Origin of the sequence: Ilumatobacter sp. (assembly GCF_030065885.1) — a bacterium.
Lineage (GTDB): Bacteria > Actinomycetota > Acidimicrobiia > Acidimicrobiales > Ilumatobacteraceae > Ilumatobacter.
In genome coordinates this window covers 1-18,541 of sequence record NZ_JASJCS010000107.1, presented here as the reverse complement: position 1 = coordinate 18,541, position 18,541 = coordinate 1, and the positions used below count along the sequence as shown (strand labels likewise).

General features: G+C 71.4%; 14 protein-coding genes. 7 read left to right on the top strand and 7 right to left on the bottom strand.

The window, feature by feature from the left end; all coding sequences use genetic code 11:
- Positions 1–21: 21 nt before the first annotated feature.
- The 5 genes from QNJ12_RS18760 to QNJ12_RS18740 all read right to left on the bottom strand — a co-directional run bounded on the left by QNJ12_RS18760 (position 22) and on the right by QNJ12_RS18740 (position 9,101).
- Complete coding sequence (locus QNJ12_RS18760; RefSeq protein WP_300624966.1) at positions 22–1,143, bottom strand: NBR1-Ig-like domain-containing protein; 1,122 nt, start codon at positions 1,141–1,143, stop codon at positions 22–24.
- A gap of 162 nt (positions 1,144–1,305) precedes the next feature.
- Complete coding sequence (locus QNJ12_RS18755; RefSeq protein ID WP_300624964.1) at positions 1,306–6,942, bottom strand: non-ribosomal peptide synthetase; 5,637 nt, start codon at positions 6,940–6,942, stop codon at positions 1,306–1,308.
- A 9-nt stretch (positions 6,943–6,951) separates the two neighbouring features.
- A complete protein-coding gene (locus tag QNJ12_RS18750) occupies positions 6,952–8,142 on the bottom strand; it encodes a beta-ketoacyl synthase (protein ID WP_300624962.1) in 1,191 nt (396 codons plus the stop codon).
- Between the two features lie 17 nt (positions 8,143–8,159).
- Entirely contained in the window at positions 8,160–8,402 is a 243-nt protein-coding gene (locus tag QNJ12_RS18745) for an acyl carrier protein (protein ID WP_300624961.1), read from the bottom strand.
- A 147-nt stretch (positions 8,403–8,549) separates the two neighbouring features.
- Positions 8,550–9,101, bottom strand: a complete 552-nt coding sequence (locus QNJ12_RS18740; RefSeq protein ID WP_300624960.1) for a DapH/DapD/GlmU-related protein — start codon at positions 9,099–9,101, stop codon at positions 8,550–8,552.
- A 257-nt stretch (positions 9,102–9,358) separates the two neighbouring features.
- On the opposite strand from QNJ12_RS18740, the gene QNJ12_RS18735 reads away from it, so the two are divergent.
- The 6 genes from QNJ12_RS18735 (at position 9,359) to QNJ12_RS18710 (ending at position 15,493) form a co-directional block, all read left to right on the top strand.
- Positions 9,359–10,654 carry a glycosyltransferase family 2 protein gene (locus QNJ12_RS18735; RefSeq protein ID WP_300624959.1) on the top strand — a complete coding sequence of 432 codons (1,296 nt, stop codon included), beginning with the start codon at positions 9,359–9,361 and terminating at the stop codon, positions 10,652–10,654.
- On the top strand, positions 10,651–11,778 hold the full coding sequence (locus QNJ12_RS18730; protein WP_300624958.1) for a WecB/TagA/CpsF family glycosyltransferase: 1,128 nt from the start codon (positions 10,651–10,653) through the stop codon (positions 11,776–11,778). Before QNJ12_RS18735 ends, QNJ12_RS18730 begins: the two co-directional genes overlap by 4 nt.
- Before the next feature lie 68 nt (positions 11,779–11,846).
- Complete coding sequence (locus QNJ12_RS18725) at positions 11,847–12,956, top strand: hypothetical protein (RefSeq protein WP_300624957.1); 1,110 nt, start codon at positions 11,847–11,849, stop codon at positions 12,954–12,956.
- Between the two features lie 2 nt (positions 12,957–12,958).
- A complete protein-coding gene (locus QNJ12_RS18720; protein WP_300624956.1) occupies positions 12,959–13,783 on the top strand; it encodes a CpsD/CapB family tyrosine-protein kinase in 825 nt (274 codons plus the stop codon).
- Between the two features lie 16 nt (positions 13,784–13,799).
- Positions 13,800–13,946 carry a hypothetical protein gene (locus QNJ12_RS18715; RefSeq protein WP_300624955.1) on the top strand — a complete coding sequence of 49 codons (147 nt, stop codon included), beginning with the start codon at positions 13,800–13,802 and terminating at the stop codon, positions 13,944–13,946.
- On the top strand, positions 13,943–15,493 hold the full coding sequence (locus QNJ12_RS18710) for an O-antigen ligase family protein (RefSeq protein ID WP_300624954.1): 1,551 nt from the start codon (positions 13,943–13,945) through the stop codon (positions 15,491–15,493). Before QNJ12_RS18715 ends, QNJ12_RS18710 begins: the two co-directional genes overlap by 4 nt.
- A 20-nt stretch (positions 15,494–15,513) precedes the next feature.
- Here QNJ12_RS18710 and QNJ12_RS18705 read toward each other — a convergent pair whose 3' ends face one another.
- The gene (locus tag QNJ12_RS18705; RefSeq protein ID WP_300624953.1) at positions 15,514–16,593 is read right to left on the bottom strand and encodes a glycosyltransferase family 4 protein; all 1,080 of its coding nucleotides are present in this window, start codon (positions 16,591–16,593) and stop codon (positions 15,514–15,516) included.
- A complete protein-coding gene (locus QNJ12_RS18700) occupies positions 16,586–18,001 on the bottom strand; it encodes a hypothetical protein (protein WP_300624952.1) in 1,416 nt (471 codons plus the stop codon). Before QNJ12_RS18700 ends, QNJ12_RS18705 begins: the two co-directional genes overlap by 8 nt.
- A 295-nt stretch (positions 18,002–18,296) precedes the next feature.
- On the opposite strand from QNJ12_RS18700, the gene QNJ12_RS18695 reads away from it, so the two are divergent.
- On the top strand, positions 18,297–18,541 hold a 245-nt coding region (locus QNJ12_RS18695), incomplete at its 3' end, for a hypothetical protein (RefSeq protein ID WP_300624951.1).

Sequence of the window (18,541 nt, the reverse complement as noted above, 5' to 3'; positions counted from 1 at the left end):
CGCCGGACGTGTGTGGGCGGGTCAGCTCGTCGCCACCTCGAGGAGGTAGAACGCCGGCTGCCCGATCGGCTCGAACCGCGACGGCCCGAGCAGCTGGAACTGGCCCGTGTAGTCGCCGACCTCGTCGGGGGCGCGCAGCGTGACGGTCATCTCGAACTGCTGACCCGGCTCGACGACGTCGATCACGCTGATGTCCTCGATGATCACCGGATCGCCGCCGGTGAAGACCCACGCGTACCGGTCGGTCCAGGTGCAGGTGCCGGTGTTCTCGATGGTCCAGCTGGCAGCGAACACCTCGCCCGGCGGGACGACGATGGCCGCCGGCGTCCGCAGGTTCTCGAGGATCTCGATGTCGTCGACGCACGCCGAGTCGTCGGGCGCGGCCTCGGCGGCGTCGACGAACAGCGATGCGACCAGGGCGTCGAGCGCCGGCCCGGTCTCGCCGGTCGGCTCGGCCGGGAAGTCCAGGAGCGTCACGAATCGTCCGTCGATCGTGGTCCCGCTGAACTCGTAGCGCCCCGACTCGATCGAGCGCACGCCTGCGCCGTTGAGCGATTCGATCAGCCCCTCGCCCTGCCCGCCGGCGTCGGCGATCCGTGCCTCGACCTGCTCGACCGCGCCGCGGGACTCGGGCGTCATCCCCTCGTAGAACAGCCCGTTCGAGGAGCGAACCGGGCGGACCTCGAGTCGCGGTCGGTTCGCGTCGCCCTGGTCGGCCGACGAGCCCAACTCGAACACGATCGCCATCGGCACGGCGTCGCCGGCGTCACCCCACGGTTCGAGGGAGCCGGTCGCGACGACGTCGAGGACGGTCGGCAGCTCGAACGAGACGCCGTTGAACCGAACGGGTTCGGCGGCGAACTCCCGGTCGGGCGACGACGTCGCCGGATCGTCCGGTGTCGTCGACGGCGGTGGGGTTGTGCTCGCGGGCTCGGACGTGTCGGACGTGGTGGTCTCGACCGCGTCGGCGCGCGTGGTGTTCGGCCCCGACGTCGACGGTGTCGGGTCGTCGGTTCCCTGGTCGGTGCCCGCGCTCGGCGCATCGGACTCGCACGCCGCGAGGACCACCAGCACGGCGGCGGCGGTCGCGACCCACCGCCGCCGCTGCCCGCCGGATCGCCGTCGCGCACCGGGGCTCGACATCGCCGCCGCTCGGTTCACCTCCGTCAACCTAGCGCTCGGGCCACGCAGCGCGATCGCGGTGGCGCCGGTACGCCGGACCCCGACTCTCGACATCAGGTTGAGGTTGACGGCATCAGGTCGGGGTTGACGAGCGGGACGCGCGTGTCGTCGCGTGCCGCAGGCTCACGACCCCGGGGCGGAGGGCGCCGACCCAGCGAGGATCGAGGCGGCGAGGTCGGCCACGCTGTCGCCGTTCAAGAGGCCCGAATGTGCGCCCCGGACGATCGCGACCTCCATCGTCCCGCTGATCAGGTCGGACCACGCCAGGTGCCAGTCCTTGTCGGCCAGCCGAGCCCACTCGTCGCTGCGCACGAGCTGCAGGTCGCCGTCGAATTCCCCACCTCGGTACGCGGCGTGCGCGGCGGCGTGAGCACCGCGCAGGCGGTCGAGTCGACGGCGCTCGGCGGCGCCGACGCGGCCTCCGAACACGCGGGCCAGGGCCAGGCGCATCTGCCAGCCGAGTGCGTCGACGAGGCGCCCGCTGCCCGCGTACAGCGCGACGCGGCTCAGCACGTAGCGGCCCCAGCGCACCTTCGGCCGCTCGATCCCGGGCGGCTCGACGTCGACGACGAAGAGGCGCGCCACCTCGTGGCCCGATTCCCGGAGCTGGCGGGCCATCTCGAAGGCAACCCAGCCGCCGGCGCAGTGCCCGGCGATCGTGTACGGCCCGACCGGTTGCACCGTCTGCATCTCGGCGATGTAGTGCGCCGCCATCGCCTCGACGCTGTCGTGGACCGGGGCGTCGTCGTCGAACCCCTGGGGCTGGAACACGTACAGCGGGTGCCCCGATCCGAGCTGCTCGCCCAGGTCGTGGAACGAGAGGGCGCTGATGAGGTAGGGCGCGACGACGAACAGCGGAGGGCCCTGATCACCCGGCACGACCTCGACCATCGACGTCCACGGCCGCAACCAACCGCCCCGCTCGATCACGTCGGCGAGGCGGGCGATCGTCGGCGCCTCGAACAGCGTCGCGAGCGGCACCCGCCGGCCGGTGCGCTGTTGGAGCTCACCGAACAGCCGCACGGCGAGCAGCGAGTGACCGCCGAGCGCGAAGAAGTCGTCGTGGCGGTCGATCGGTGCCGTGCCGAGCACCGTCTCCCAGATGTCGGTCAGCTCCCGTTCGAGGTCGGACGCCACCCCGCCGGCCGGCCCGGCGACGGCGTGCTCACGCACCGGTGGTTCGACGGCGGCCGATGCACCTGGCAGGTGCGTCGACACCGGGGTCGACGGGTCGACGAAGGAGGACGCGATCGCGACGAACTCGTGCAGCCAGGCGCGGACGCGGTCCTCGTCGAACAGGTCGGTTGCGTACTCGACCGTGATGGTGTTCGTCGTCGCAGGGTCGATCGAGAACGACAGCTCGAACTGCGCTGCCTCGCGCTCGATGGGCACGACATCGAGCGCGACACCTTCGATCTGCGGTAGCGCGAACGGCGCGTTCTGGACGTTGAGGAAGATCTGGAACAGCGGCGAGCGCCGGCCATGTCGCTCGGGCCGGAGGTCGTCGACCAGCCGCTCGAACGGGAGGTCCTGATGGTCGTAGGCGTCGAGGGCGACCCGGCGGGCACGACCGAGGGCGTCACCCAGCCCGGTCGCGCCGGCGAGATGGGTGCGCATGACCACCGTGTTCACGAGCGACGTGACGAGCGTCTCGCTGTCGAGCCAGTGCCGGTTGGCGATCGGGACGCCGATCGGCACGTCCTCGTCGCCGGTGATCCGGTGGACGAGCACCTGGAGAGCTGCCAGGTACACCATGAACTCCGACACGTGCTGGGCGACGACGACCTCATCGACCTTGCGGCGGAGCTCGTCGGAGATCTCGAGCGTCACCGAGCCGCCCCCGTCGCTCGACCAGTCGTGGCGCGGACGATCGGTGGGCAACTCGATCGCGCCGACGCCGTCGAGTTGCCGGCGCCAGAAGCGGAGCTGATCGTCGACCCGGCGCTCCGCGAGCACGCTGCCGTGCTCGACCGCGTGCGGCTCGAGCCCCGGGACGGCGGTGATCGCTTCACCGTCGGGCTCGTCGGCCGCGGTGATCTCGGCGTACAACCTACCGACCTCGGTGACCAGAACGCCGAGCGCCCACTGATCGGCGATCAGGTGATGGATGACGACGCCGATCACGTGGTCGTCGTCGGCCAACCGGAAGCGGGCGAAGCGGAACAGGGGCGCGACCCCCAGGTCGAACGGTCGCCGGCTCAGGCGGCGGACGGCGGCCCGCACCGCGCCCAGCGGATCGTCCGCCCCGTCGGCGAGCTCGATCAGCGGGATCGCGATGGGGGCGGGGTCGCGAACCGCTGCCATCGGCTCGCCGTCGACGTCGACGACACAGGTGCGCAGGCCGGGGTGCTGCTCGACCAACCGGGTCAACGCGAGCTCGAACGCAGCGACGTCGACGTCGCCCCGGACCCGGATGGCACCGACCAGGTTGTAGGCGGCCGTCGCCGGGTCGAGCTGCTGCATGAACCACATCCGTCGCTGCGACGGCGACAGGGGACGCGGCTCGCCCGGCACTGCGTCGGTGACGACCCCGAGCCCGTCGTCGACCGGCGCTTGCGGGTAGGCGGACACCGAGGCCGCGAAGTCGCCGAGCACCGGGTGCTCGTAGATCGCGCGGACCGGCACGTCGCGTCCGATCTCGGCTCGGAGCCGCGCACAGATCCTCGTGGCGGTGAGCGAGTGCCCACCCAGCGCGAAGAAGTCGTCGGCCGCGGTGATGCCGTCGTCGCCGAACACCCGCCGGCACACCGACAGCACCCCCTCGACGGTCGTCGGGTCGGTGGCCGGGCGCTCGTCGAGCACGTGGTGCTCGACGGTGGGCAGCGGGAGCCGCTGCCGGTCGATCTTCCGGTTCGGCGTCAGCGGCATCGCGTCGATCGCGGTGATCGACGCCGGCTGCATGTAGTCGGGCAAGTAGCGCCTGAGATGGGTTCGGACGGCGTCGACGTCGATGTCGCCGTGGGCCGGCACGACGAACGCCAGCAGCCGCACGTCGGCGTCGTCGAGCCGGTGGACGGTCGCCGCGCCGACCGAGACGTCGGGGTGGCGTCCGAGCACGGCCTCGATCTCGCCGAGCTCGATCCGGTGCCCGCGCACCTTCACCTGGTCGTCGACGCGCCCCTCGCACAGCAACGCACCGTCGGCACGTCGGCGGGCTAGGTCGCCGGTGCGGTACATGCGGCCGGCCACGAACGGATCGGGGACGAACCGCTCGTCGGTGAGGTCGGCGCGGTTGACATAGCCGTCGGCGACGCCCGCCCCGGCGATCCAGAGCTCGCCGGCGACGCCGTCAGGGACCAGGCGACCGCGCTCGTCGAGGACGTGGAGCCGGGTGCCGGCGATGGGACGACCGATCGGGACCGAGCCACCGGTCGTGTCGGACGGCTCGACGCGATGGATCGCCGACCACACGGTCGTCTCGGTCGGGCCGTACATGTTCCACAACGCCCGGCAGCGACCGAGCAGCTGCTCGGCGAGGTCGGGCGGGAGCGCCTCGCCGCCGCACAGGATGGTCAGCTCCGGACTGCCGGCCCATCCCGACACGAGCAACATGCGCCACAGCGTGGGCGTGCCCTGGGCGACGGTGACCGACCGGAGCAGGGTGCCGAGGCGAGCGGGATCGAGCGTGTCCTGGTGGGCGACCAGCACGACCTCGGCCCCCACCGACAGCGGGAGCATCAGTTCGAGCACCGAGATGTCGAACGAGAGGGTGGTCGTCGCCAGCATCGCGTCGTCGCCGGCGAGGCCGGGCTCGTGCGCCATCGAGACCAACAGGTTGGCGAGGTTCCCGTGGTCGACCGCGACACCCTTCGGTCGGCCCGTCGAGCCGGAGGTGAACGTGACGTAGGCGATCCGCGAGCCGTCGCTGCCCGCGTCGCCAGCGCCGGAGTCGCCCGCGCCGGCGGGCGCTCCCTCCGGCGCGTCCGCCGGGTCGAGCACGAGGGTGTCGCAGGTCGGCGCGGAGCCCATCAGCTCGCGCCACGCCGGCTCGCGGGCGACGACCGACTCGACCTGGGCGTCCTCGAGCATCGCACGCACCCGCTCGCCGGGGAACCCGGGGTCGATCGGCACGTAGGCGGCTCCGACCCGCCAGACGGCGAGGAGTGTGGCGAGCATGTCGATCGATCGCTCGAGGCAGACGCCGATCAGGTCGCCGTCGGCGACGCCGGCGTCGCGGAGCAGGCCCGCGATGCCGTCGACCCGAGCATCGAGCTCGGCATACGACGCGACCTCGTCGCCGCACCGAACGGCGACCGCGTCGGGTGAGCGACGTAGCGACCGCTCGAACATCTCGAGCGCCGACTCGCCGCCGACGCCATTGCCCGCTGCGTCCCATTCGACACGCCACGTCTCCCGCTCGGCCGGGAGTGTGACGTCGATCGCGTCGACGTCGCCGTCGGGGTCGCCGATCAGCTGCTCGAGCACGACGAGCAGGCGCTGGGCGAAGGCCTCGACCGTCGGCGCATCGAACCGCTCGGTCTGGTACTCGAAGGCCAGCTCGAGCCGATCGTCGAGCACCGCACCGAGGAGCAGCAGCGGCGACGGCGCCGACCGAAGGCCGGCCTCGACCGGCGCGACCGAGACCGCCCCGAACGAGACGAAGTCGCCGCGGTCACCGACGGCGAGGGCGGACACGGTGTCGCGGTCGACCGCCCGGGTCGTCTTCTGCCAGGCGAACGCGGCGTCGAACAGACCGTCCCGTGGACCCGTCATGGATTCGCGGACGATCCGGCCGAACGGGTAGCGCTCGTGAGCGCGGCTCGACGTCATGTCGTCGTGAACCGCGCGCAGCAGCTCGTCGGCGGTCGCCGCCGCCTCGAACCCGACGGTCCGCAGGACGGGGTTGACGAAGCACCCGAACGAGCGCGATTGGCGTGCGTTGCGGTTCGCCTTGATCTCCAGCACGTGGACCTGTCGCTCGCCGGTCAACCGACCCAGCAGCAACTGGTACGCGGCGAGCACGAACGTGCGCGGCGGGACGCCGAGCGCGGCGGCCCGCTCGCGTAGCTGCGCCCACGATTCGGGGGCCAGCGTGACGGTGTGGATCGCGCCGTCACCCGTGAACCCGTCGCTGCGAGGCCGCCGACCCGGGATGTCGAGCGGTTGCAGGGTGCGGTACCGCTCGCGCCAGTGCTCGCGTGCGAGCTCGCCCTTCGGCCCGTCGACGTAGGCGCGCTCCGACTCGACGAATCGGTCGTAGCTGTCGTCGGGCTCGGCCACCGCGTCGGGCTCGCCGCCGTCGGCGACCGCGGCGTAGCCGTCGGCGATCGCGTGCCCGAGCAACGCCATGGTCCAGAGGTCGCCCACCAGATGATGGATCGTGATGACGAGCACGTACTCGCCCGCACCGCGGTCGAGCACCCGGAACCGGCAGAGCGGCGGGCGGTCGAGGTCGAACGCGATCCGGTGATCGTCGTCGACGAACCGCGCGACGGACCCGTCGGTCCAGTCGGCGGCATCGTGCACCTCGAGGTCGACCGGCACGTCGCGATGGACGACCCGGCGGGGTTCACCGTCGTGATCCGTGAACGAGGTCCGCAGGACGGCGTGCACGTCGACGATTCGCTGGAGCACGGGCCGGAGGACTGTGGGATCGGCCGTGGTGCGGATGCGCACGGCGGTCGAGATGTTGTGGGCGATGGTCGCCGGGTCGGCGCGTTGATCGAGCCACATCGCCAGCTGCGCGTCCGAGAGCGGACGCGTCGGGTCCGCCTGATCCGGCGCGAGACCGTCGGCGTCCCCTCGATCGCGGTCGTCCATGCCCACCCCTCAGCGACCCACGACCAGCGTCGCGTTGTGCCCGCCGAACCCGAACGAGTTGGTGATGGCCACCGACGTTCGGGGCGTGACGGCCGCCTGCGCGACGTCGACCAAGGCATCGATCTCGCCGTCGACCTCGGACGCGTTGGCGGTGGGGGGAACGACGTCGCGACGCACCGACTCGATCGCGACGAGCGCTTCGAGGGCGCCGGCGGCGCCGATCAGGTGGCCGACGACGCCCTTGGTGGCCGTGACCGGCAGCGCGCGAGGCCCGAACAGCTTGGCGATCGCCTCCGCCTCGGCCCGGTCGTTCAGCTGGGTGGAGGTGCCGTGGGCGTTGACGTGGCCGACGTCCGCAGGGGCGAGGACGGCATCGTCGAGGGCGAGTCGCATGCAGTCGAGGGCGCCGACGCCGTGCTCGGCGGGTGCCACGACGTGGTGGGCGTCGGAGTTGCTCGCGTAGCCGAGGATGGTCCCGCGGCCCTCGGCTGCCCCGTTCGACCGCTCGAGGACGAGAAACGCAGCCCCCTCCCCCAGCACGAAGCCGTCGCGATCGGGGCCGAACGGGCGCGACGACCCCTCGGGGTCGCCGACGCGCGTCGACATCGCTTCCATGCGGAGGAACGGTGCGACGACCGACGGCGTGATGAGCGCGTCGACACCCCCGACCAGCACGCGGTCGGCGCGCTCGGTGCGGAGCAACCACAGCGCCTCGCCGACCGCCATCGTGCCGGACGCACACGCCGACGACACCGTGACCGAGGGCCCCCGGAAGCCGAAGCGCAGCGAGAGGTGGGCCGCGACCGAGTTGGGCATCACGACCGGCACCGCCAGCGGCGACACCGCCCGGAACCCCCGCTCGGAGAACGCGGCGAACTGCTGTTCGTGGAACGCAGCCGCGCCGATCCCGATGCCGACGACGACGGCACATCGATCGGCGGTCGGCCCGTCGCCCGCTTCGGCGATCGCATCGTCGGCGGCCCAGATCGCCATCTGGTGCGAGCGATCGAGGCGCCGGAGCTCGTGGCGTTCGAGCCGTTCGGCGGGATCGAAGTTCGCAGCCGAGCACACGAGTGCGGGGTTGTCGGGCATCCCGGGGAACGTCACGACCTCGGCCAACGTCCCGTCGGCGGCGTGAACGACACGCCACAGGTCGTCGACCGTCGACCCGGCGGGCGACACGACGCCGGCGCCGATCACGGAGGCAGATCGTGTGCTCACACCGCGCCGGCATCGAGGAGGCGGTCGAATACCGCGACCGCTCCTCCGAACGTGGTCACGCCTTCGAAGTCGTCGCCTGCGACCTCCACGCCGCGACGCTCCTCCACGATCATCGCCACCTCGATGAGGTCGAGCGAGTCGATGTCGAGCGATTCGAGCGTCGCTGCGTCGTGCAGTTCGGCCGCGTCGAGACCGGTCACCTCGACCACTGCGTCGACGACGTCAGGCCTGCAACTCATCGGCTCCACATCCTACCGCCGTCGCTGATCACGCCGATGTCCACGATCGGTCGCACCTCCGGCCCTCGTCCACAGAGGTGTTCATCGGCACGCAGGGCCCGCAGGTCAAGCGCGCCGCAAGGCGACGCCGTCGTCGGTCCGTGGTGGTCAGTCGAGCCGGCGAACCGGTCCCGCAGGCACACCGGCCACGAGCGTGTCCCTCGGCACGTCCGATCGGACGAGGGCGCCGGCCGCCACGACCGCACCCGGTTCGATGGTGACGCCCGGCAGGATGACCGCCCGAGCCCCGATCCAGCAGCCGTCGCCGATCACGACCGGTGCCGACCTCAGGACGTCCGCGCGGCGCCGCGAGGGCCCGAGCTCGTGGGTCTGGGTGAGGACCAGCACCTGCTGGCCGATGGCGACGTCGTCGCCGATCTCGATCGCCGCTGAGGCGTCGAAATAGCTGCCGGCGTTGATCCAGCCACGGGCACCGATCGAGAGACGATCCTGCACGCGGCCGATGCCGACGATCCGGATCCCGCCGCCGACGATCGTGCCGTGCCCGATCGACACGCCGGCGGCGCGCAGCAGCCACGATCGGCAACGGTTGCCGATCAGGTCCGGAATCGCCCGCGAGACGATCAACGCGATCTGGAGCAACGGTCGGACGCCGTTCCACTCCTGTCGCAGGACCCCGATCACCCCGTCGCTCGGCATCCCGTCAAGGTAGCGGTGCCCGCCGGCTGCGGTCGGCCCTCGAGAACCTGCCGCGCCCGGGCGGCGTGCCAGACTCCCCGCATGCTGATCGCTCGGCTGGCGGCCGACCGAGCCCCGCACCGTTCCGAACAGTGCCACGACGACCCGGTCGCGGCGCGCGCCGAGCCGGCGGGGCCGGCGGCAGGGTTCGGCAGCGGACGGCAGCGTCGCGAGCGGTGCCGTCGAAGTCGTCTCGTCACCGCGGCGCAGGGTGCCCCGTGACGCCCGCATCGACGTTCGGTCTGCGTGCGATCCGGCTCGCAGGCGGGGTGGCGCTCGGTGCCCTGTCGGCGGTGGCGGCGCTCCCGTCGGCGTACCTGACGGTACTGACCGCGGTCGGCATCCGGCAGCCCCGACCTGGCGCTGCGAGGCGCGAGGTGACGACGCACTTCGCGATCGTCGTCCCCGCACACGACGAAGCCGCCGGCATCGGCGCGACCCTCGAATCGTTCCACGAGCTCGCGTACCCGCCCGACCGGTTCTCGGTGCACGTGGTCGCCGACAACTGCACCGACTCGACCGCCGAGGTCGTGCGCTCGCACGGCTGGAACGCTCACGAGCGCATGGCCCCTGATGATCCCGGGAAGGGACCCGCACTGAACTGGCTGCACGACCGGCTGAACGCCGCAGGCGAACCGTTCGACGCCATCGTCGTGGTCGATGCCGACACCTCGGTCGATCGCAACTTCCTGGCCGCCATGGACGCGGCGGTCGCAGCGGGCGCCGCCGTCGCGCAGGGGCACTACACCGTTCGCGAACCCGAGGCGACGCCGACCACCAGCTTCCGGTATGCGGCGCTGGCCTGCCGGCACCACCTGCGACCGCTGGCCCGTTGTCGGCTGGGCGCCTCGGCCGGCCTGTACGGCAACGGCATGGTGTTCCGTCGTGACGTCCTCGCCGGACGCCGGTGGAGCGGCCACCTCGTCGAGGACGCCGAGTTCCAGGTCGAACTGCTGCTCGACGGTCACGCCGTCAGCTACGTGCCGCATGCCGTGCTCAGGGCGGAGATGCCCCACGACCTCGGGCAGGCCGAGACCCAGAACCAGCGGTGGGAGCGGGGGCGCATCGACATCGCCCGCCGATTCGTCCCGGCCCTCGTCCGCCGCGCGATCGCCGATCGGGCGAACCGCGTCGCCCTCGCAGATGCGGCGGCCGACCAGACCATCCCGCCGCTGTCGGTCCAGGCGGCGATCGACGTCCTCGCGATCTCCGTCGCGTCGGTCGCAGCGGTGTTCGGCGGCCGCACGGCCCGCCGGCTGCTGGTCCTCGACGTGCTGGCCCTGGCGGCGCTCGTCGTGCACGCCCTCGCCGGGCTCTACGCCGTGAGGGCGCCGGCGCGCATGTACCGGAGCCTGCTGTCGGCTCCCCGCATGCTCATCTGGAAGACCAGGCTCTGGTTGTCGGTGGCGGCGCCCGACGGCGACGTCGCCTGGACGCGGACGCAGCGCAACATCGAGCACGCGGAGCAGGTCGAGCACGTCGACGACGTCGAGCACGTGGGGCATGCGACATGACGAGCGACCCCGGACCCGACGTGCGCCCGGCCCGGCCACCGGCCCTCCTGTTCGGCATCCCGATCGACGACCTCACGATGGACGAGACCGTCGAACTCCTCGGCGAGTTCGTGCGCCGCGGCCGCGCCGACGGCCGCGGTCATCAGCTCGCCACCGTGAACGTCGACTTCCTCGTGAACGCGCTCGGCGACCGCTCGATCACCGAGATCCTGCAACGTGCCGATGCGTGCCTTGCCGACGGCATGCCGATCGTCTGGGGGTCGTCGCTGCTGGGCATGCCGCTCGCCGAGCGGGTGGCCGGCTCGGATCTCGTCCCGCGCCTGTTCGACGAGTCACAGCGCACGGGCTGGCGTGTCCACGTGTTCGGGTCCAGCCCCGACGTCGCCGCCCGCGCCCGCGAGCTGATCGCCGAGCGGTACCCCGATGCCCGCGTGTCGATCGATCCCGGCCCGATGATCACCGACGTCGCCGAGATCGGCGACGAGGTCCTCGACTCGATCGCCGAGGTCGATCCCGACATCCTGTGCGTCGCGCTCGGCAACCCGAAGCAGGAGCTGTTCATCCGCGCCCACCGGGATCGGCTCCGGGTGCCCGTGATGATCGGCGTCGGCGGCTCGGTCGACATGTTGGTCGGTGAGCGGCGGCGGGCGCCCGGGTGGGTGCAGCGGGTCGGGCTCGAGTGGGTCGCCAGGGCCGTGCAGGAGCCGAAGCGGCTCGGCCGCCGCTATGCGCACGACATCCGGGTCATGGTGCCGCGGTTCGCCAGCGAATGGCGCGCCCACCGGCGCCGCCGCCGGCACGGCGGCCTCTCGATCGCCATCGGCCCCGACGAGGTCGACGTCGAGCCCACCGGCCCTCCCCAGCCGGACGACGGTGCGTACGCCGCCGCCGCGTCGGCGATCGCGCACGGCGCATCGTTGCGGATCCATGCCGTCGACGGCCCGGCGCTCCCCGATCCTGCGGCGGCGCGGCTGGTGGGCCTGGTGGGCCTCGCCCGGCGAGCGGACCGCCCGGTCATCTGGGAGGGCGACCCGGCAGCGGTCCGGTTGCGAGTCGAGCAGCTCGGCATCGCGCCGTCGATGCTCGCCTGCTCGGAGCAGTGGCGGCCCGAACACCCTGCATGACCACGACGCCCGCATCTTGACCGAGAACGCCGAGCAACCACCGAACAGCCTGGACTACGCTGTTCGGCATGGCGAGCGAGGCGGGAAGCGAGCCCGGAACGACGAGAAGCACGGCGCAACGCACGACCGCGTCGGCGTTCTGGTGGCGGTTGACGGACAACGCGTTTCGGCGGGCGGCGTGGCTGCTCGTGCCGATCGTCGGGTTCGCGATGCTCGGGCTGCTGCAGGCCAGCAAGACGCTCGAGCTGTACCACACGACCGGCGTGCTGAGCGCGTCGAGCAACCCGCTCGTGCCCGATCAGCCGATCGGCGGCGTGGCCCAGCAGTACTGGGAGACGCCCGCCGCGGCCGCCAGCCGGACGATCAACGAACAGCTGCGGACCGATGCCTTCGTCGAGTCGGTGGCCGAGCGTGCCGGCCTCGACGACGCGATCGAATCGGGCGTCCTCCAGCTCGAGTCGATCAGGAACAGCGTCTGGTCGTCGGCCGACGGCACGTCGCTCGTCAAGGTCGACGCCACGTGGGGTGACCCGCAGACGACCTTCGGCCTCGTCGAGGGCACCATCGCCGCGTACCAGGAGTTCCTCGCCGAGTCGGTCGCGAGCCAATCGTCCGAGGCCGAGGCGTTCTACACCGCCCAGCTCGCCGACTACCAGGTCGACGTCGATGCTGCGCAGCAGGACCTCGACGACTTCATCGCCGCCGTCAGCGAGCTCGACGACGACGAGCAGGCCACGGTCGCCGTCGACCTGCAGCTCACGCGGCTGACCGACGCGCTCAACGCCGCGCGGGCGAAGGCCGGGTCGACGCAAGAGCAGATCGACTCGGCCAAGCTGGCGGTCACCCAGTCGCGGAGCGAGGCCGGCCGCAGCTTGACGATCATCGACGAACCGAAGGTGCCGACGGCTCCCCAGTCGACGCTGACGAAGCGGGCACTCACCCTCGTCTCGTTCACGCTGCTCGGGGTGATCATCGTGGCGGGGCTGCTGTTGATCGCGACCGTGCTCGACCAATCGGTGGCGTCCACATCAGATCTCCGGCGCTTCGACGGCGTCGAGCTCGTCGCGGTCGTGCCGGTCCTGCGGCTCGCCCAGCGGACGGCCGGCCATCGACGGCGGAAGCGCCAGCGCGCACCCGGCCCCGAAACCGCCGAAGAACCCCAGAAGGTCGGGGTCTGACGATGGCCGGCATCCGCACGTCACGATCGCGCCGCGGCCGCGACGCCTCGGTGGTCGACGATCGACCCGATCACGAGCTGCAGCCCGACGGCGCCGTCGACGCGCCGCACGACGACAACGCGATCTCACCGGGCCTCCCCGACCTGCTGCACGGGCCCGATGTCACCACGGCGATGCTCCGCTACGAGGAGATCCCCGTCGAGCTGGCCGAGGCGCTGCGAACGATCGTCAACCGGTACGAGCTCCGCCACGGCGAGGGCCTGCCCTCGACGATCTCGGTGACCTCGGCGCTGGGCGGCGAGGGCGTGACCTTCGTGTCCCAGGCCCTCTCCACGCTGATCGCCCAGGAGACCGGCAAGTACGTCTGCTGGGTCGACTGCAGCTGGCTCGCCCTCGATCACACCGTCAACCCGATGGACGGCCGCCCGGGCCTGATCGACATCCTCGCCGACCGCTCCAACATCCTGTCGGCGTTCCAGACGTCACCGGACCTGCCGCAGCTCATGAGCCTGACTGCCGGCTCGGTGCCCCAGCACAAGCGCAACGTGATCGTCCGCTCGCCCGAGTTCGACCGGCTGCTCGACGTCCTCACGTCCGAGTTCGACCACGTCATCTTCGACATCCCCCCGGTCCTCGCCAACGCCAACGGGTTGACGCTGATCCGTCGATCCGATGCCTCGCTGCTCGTGGTCCGCCACCGGGCGACCTCGGTCAACCAGTTCCAGCGTGCGCTCGAGGCGACGCAGCCCACGCCGAACCTCGGCGTCGTGCTCAACCGGTACCGGACCAGCATTCCGCGCCGGCTCCGCCGCCTGCTCGGCGAGTGATCGGGCGCGAGCACCCATGCAGGTCCTGATCGCCTTCCTGGTGATCTGCTTCCTGATCGGCGGTTCCTCGGCGGGGCGTCGGATCCGTGAGCGGCCGATGCTGCTGCTCGCGCTCTCGACGGTCGTGGCTGCGAGCTTCTACAGCCTCCGAGTCGTGCAATGAGCGCGCCGGCCGACGTCGCGCTGCACTCCGACGATCAGATCCGGTACGACCGGCAGCTGTGGTGGCTGGTCTACGTCGTGATGGTCGGCGGCGGCCTGATGATCGCGGCGTTCGCGCGGAGCCGGATCACCGAACCCTTCCTCGGGCTGAGCCTCGCCGTCCTGGTCGTGCTGGTCATGAGCTGGACGTACCGGCCGCGCGCAACGCTCTACATCACCGTCTTCCTCACGGCCATCAGCGACATCGCCACCGTGTCCTGGTTCCCGTTCGTCAAGAACCTCTCGAGCCGCGAATCGATCTCGTACGTGGCCGACGCCCTGACGATCAGCCCGCTCGACATCACGCTGATCGTCGGGTTCGCGGTGACGACCGTCACCCACTACGCCCGGACCGGACGGCTCGTCGACCCGTCACCGCTGACGTTGCCGATCTTGGTCGTGACGATGTTCGTCGTGCTCGGGTTCGCTCGTGGCGTCGTGCTCAGCGGCGGCGACCTGCGCGTCGCGGTGCTCGAGGCCCGACCGCTCTTCTACCTGCTGCTCGTGTTCAGCATCGCCGTCAACGTCTGCCGCTCGCCCGCCCACCTCCGCACGGCCCTCTGGTGGGTGCTCGCCGGCGTGTTCGTGCAGACGCTGCTGTCGATCGCCTACTACGGCCAGCTCGACCAGGGTCAGAAGGACGCCCTCGAGAGCCTGAACGAGCACGGCTCGACCTTGGGACACAACCTGATCATCGTCACCGCGCTGGGGCTCGTGCTCCTGCCCGCCCGTGCGGGGCTCGCCAGGGCCGCGCTGCTCGTCGCCCTCGTGCCGACGGTCTTCGTCGTCCTGATCGCCGAGCGTCGAGCGGGCATCGCGTCGCTGTCGATCGGCATCGTCATGCTGCTGATCGTGCTCTTCTGGCGCCACCGACGGCGGTTCTGGTTCGTCGCCCCGGCGGTGATCATCCTCACGGTCGGCTACCTCGGCGTGTTCTGGAACAACCAGGGAACGGTCGGCTTCCCGGCCCAGGCGGTCAAGTCGGTGATCGTGCCCGGTGCGGCCACGGAGGCCGACCAGAACTCCGATCTGTACCGCCAGATCGAGGCCTTCGACGTCAACTTCACCATCAAGAGCGACCCGCTGCTCGGCATCGGCTTCGGGCGACCGTTCTACCGTCCGGTCCCGCTGCCCGACATCGCGGTGTTCGAGCTCAACCCGTACGTGCCGCACAACTCGGTGCTGTGGTTCTGGCTCAAGACCGGGTTCTTCGGCTTCGCCGCGATGTTCTACCTGTTCGCCAGGATCATCGTGCTCGGGGCGCGGCGCCTCCGCACGATGAACGACGGCGTCGACGTCGTCGTGACGCAATCGGCGCTGCTCTACGCCGTCATGTTCCTGGTGTACACGTACGTCGACGTGTCGTGGGACGCCCGCAACATGGTGTTCCTGGGGCTCGCCGCCGCGATCTGCGCCCAGGCGCTGCCGGCGCGGAGTCCGGCCGGCCCGCCACCCCGGGAAGCGGTCGACGTGTCCGACCCGACGACTGCCGCTACAGCATCGACGTAGCGAGTTCGCGCGCCGGACGATCAACCGGCCGAGCGGTCCGACACACCTGCCACCACCGCCGCCACCGCATCGGCGTAGCGCACCACATCGGCGTTCGCGACGACCCAGCGCCGGGCCTCGCGGCCGATCCGGGCGACCTCCTGCTCGTCACCCAGCAGCCGCTCGATCGCCGCCCGCAGCGCGACCGGGTCACCCGGCGGCACGTAGATGCCGGTCCGGCCGTCGACGATCGTGTCGGTCTGGCCGGCGGTCCGCGTGCACACGACCGGCAGCTCCATCGACATCGCCTCGAGGATCGTCGTGATGCCGGCCTGGAACTCGACGTCGACGAGCGGCATCACCGCGAACGCACACGACGCGTACAGCTCGCGCAGCTCGAACAGGTCGAGCCGCCGGATCTCGACGTTCGAGGGGATCGGCCGGTCGGCCGACGAATCCGGCTGCTTCGACCACGGGCTCGCGGCCGCGATGACGACCTCGACGTCGAGCCCCTCCACCGCCTGCATCAACGTCGGGTAGTCGCGCCGTTCCAGCCCCGCCGAGCAGATGCGACGGCGGGGGGTCGCCTCGGCACGGTCGCGTGCGAAGAACTCGGTGTCGACCATGAACGTCGACACCACGACCGCGGCCGCAGGGACCCCGAGCTCGTCGCGGACGAACTCGGCCTGCCTCGTGCAGTAGACGACGTAGCGGTCGATCTGCCGGGCGAGCCGCGCGGCCTTCACGAGGACCACCTTCTTCGGCACCGAGAGGATGTGGACGATCATCACGTGCCGCGCCCCGCCGCTGCCGAACACGCGGGTGAGACAGGCGAGGGGGAGCCCGACCTGCTCGCCGTCGGTGAGCAGCACGTCGTAGTCACGACGCCGCCGGAACGAGTACCAAGCGAGCAACGGGCCGACACCGAGCACGCGGCGCAGCACGCGGCCGACGCGCCCCGTCGCCTCGAGCGCACGCTCGACGTCGACCACGTCGGCGTCCATCGCCGCCGCGAGCACGCGGTGATCCGCGCAGGGCCGCCGCCCCTCGGCGACCTGTTGGTCGAGGTCACCGGGGATCGTGCCCGACACCGTCAACAGGACCGGTCGGCGTTCAGCCACGGGGAGCGACCTCCAGCAGGCTCAGCGACCACGCGGGCAGGTCCATCGTCAGCGGCTGCCCGTCGGCCGCCGTGACCGCGATCGGGTCGTCCTCGATCAGGTCGTCGGCCCGCAGGTCGTCGGCCCGGAGGGTGCGGAGGGTGCCGTTGACGGTGGGCGCCGTGCCGGCGAGCCCGATGTCGAGCGATGTCGGAGCGGCGCCGACGTTGATGAGGATCACGGCCAGCGAGCCGTCGGCGCGCCGGGTCGGGTAGATGCGGACGTCGTCGATGGCGTTCGACACCTCGAGCTCGAGCAGTTGCGCACCCGTGGCGCCCCACAACGACATGGCGTGGTACTGCGGGAAGACCGAGCCGTCACGGACATCGATCATGCCGTAGTCGGTGCCGCTCGACGTCGTGCCGTTCGCGAGGTTCCAGTGGTTCGCCAGCTCGACGCCGCCGACGGCGAACTGGCCGATCGAGTCGGCGACGTAGAGCGCGTTCATGGCACGGGTCATCGACCGATCGGTGTCGCCGGCCTCGAACGAGACGAGGTTGTACTCGGTGACCGCGATCGGCACCGTCTCGGGCAGCGCGCTGCGCACCGAGTCGAGCAGGGCGGGCCACATGTCGGCGGGTCGCCGGACCGCTTCGTCGCCGGGCGGCGACCGGTCGAAGCCGTACTGATGGACGATGTAGAAGTCGAGGCCCTCGCCGGCCGACTCGATCACCTCGTGGCCCCACTCGGACCACGACGCCGGATCGCCGACGCCGACGGCACCGACGCGGATGGAGGGGTCGACGGCGACCATCGCCCGGCGATGATCGAGGAAGCCGTCGTGTCGCTCGTCACCGCGCACGTACTCGGTGCCATCGCACGTCCACACGTCCTCCCACCCGAAGGATGCGCACTGCTCGCCCCCTGCATCGGGCCGGCCCCCGTAGACCTCGTTGCCGACCTCCCAGGTCTCGATCCGGACCGGGTCGGGGTTGCCGTGCGCCGCGCGGAGCCGGGCCCACGTGCCGACCGTCTGCCAGTCGACGCCGTCGCGGTCGACCCCGATGGCCCGGTCGTCGTCGACCGAACCGTTGAAGAACGCCACTGCCGCCGCCGAGCTCTGCGCGCTCGCGTTGATCGAGACGGTCCAGACACCCGCGAGGCCGGTGGCGCGCAGGAACGCCGCGAAATCGCTCGGTCGTGCGGCCCACGTCCAGAAGCAGCCGTCGTCGCCGTTCTCGCATGCCAGCCAGTCGTAGCCGTTGCTCCAGCTGCCGCCCGGCATCCGAGCCGTCGTGACGCCCGAGGCGACGGTGGTCGACCGGAACGTCGGATCGGCGAGGGTCTCGGGGCCGAGCCAGGCGGGCACGTTGGTGCCGAGCACGCGGCGATCGAGCCGCCGACCGGGGCGATCGTCGCGGATGACCACGTCGGCCACTGCCCCGCGCTCACTCGCCGGGGCCGCGGAGACATCGACGCCGGCGACGCCACGAGGGTCCGAACCACTGCACGCCGTGGCGGTCGCGAGTACGACGATCCCCAGCCCGGCAACCCGTCGAGCACCCCACCGCACCGGCACGTCGGCGCACGCTACCGGGCCACGGGGCCACCGCTCGGTCGGCGGCGACCACGCTGACCAGGTTCTTCCTCAAGGTGGGTGAACTTCTTGTCGAAATATTGAGCATGTCCACATCGCCGGCCGCCGATTCTGTAACGTGATCGTCATGAATCCGTCATGGTCTCAGCGGCGCTTCCGTGTGCCCGGGTCACGCCGCAGCACACTGTTGTCGGTCGGCCTCGTCATCGGACTCGTCGTCGGCGTCGCCGTGGGCGCGGAACGCACGCCGACCTCCGTCGAAGCAGCTCAGCCCGCGGGTTCGACCTATGAGTTGCAGGTCACTGGCCGCGCCGGGGTCCCCGCCAACGCCTCGGCCGCGGTCCTCAACCTGACCGCCGTCAACCCCACCGG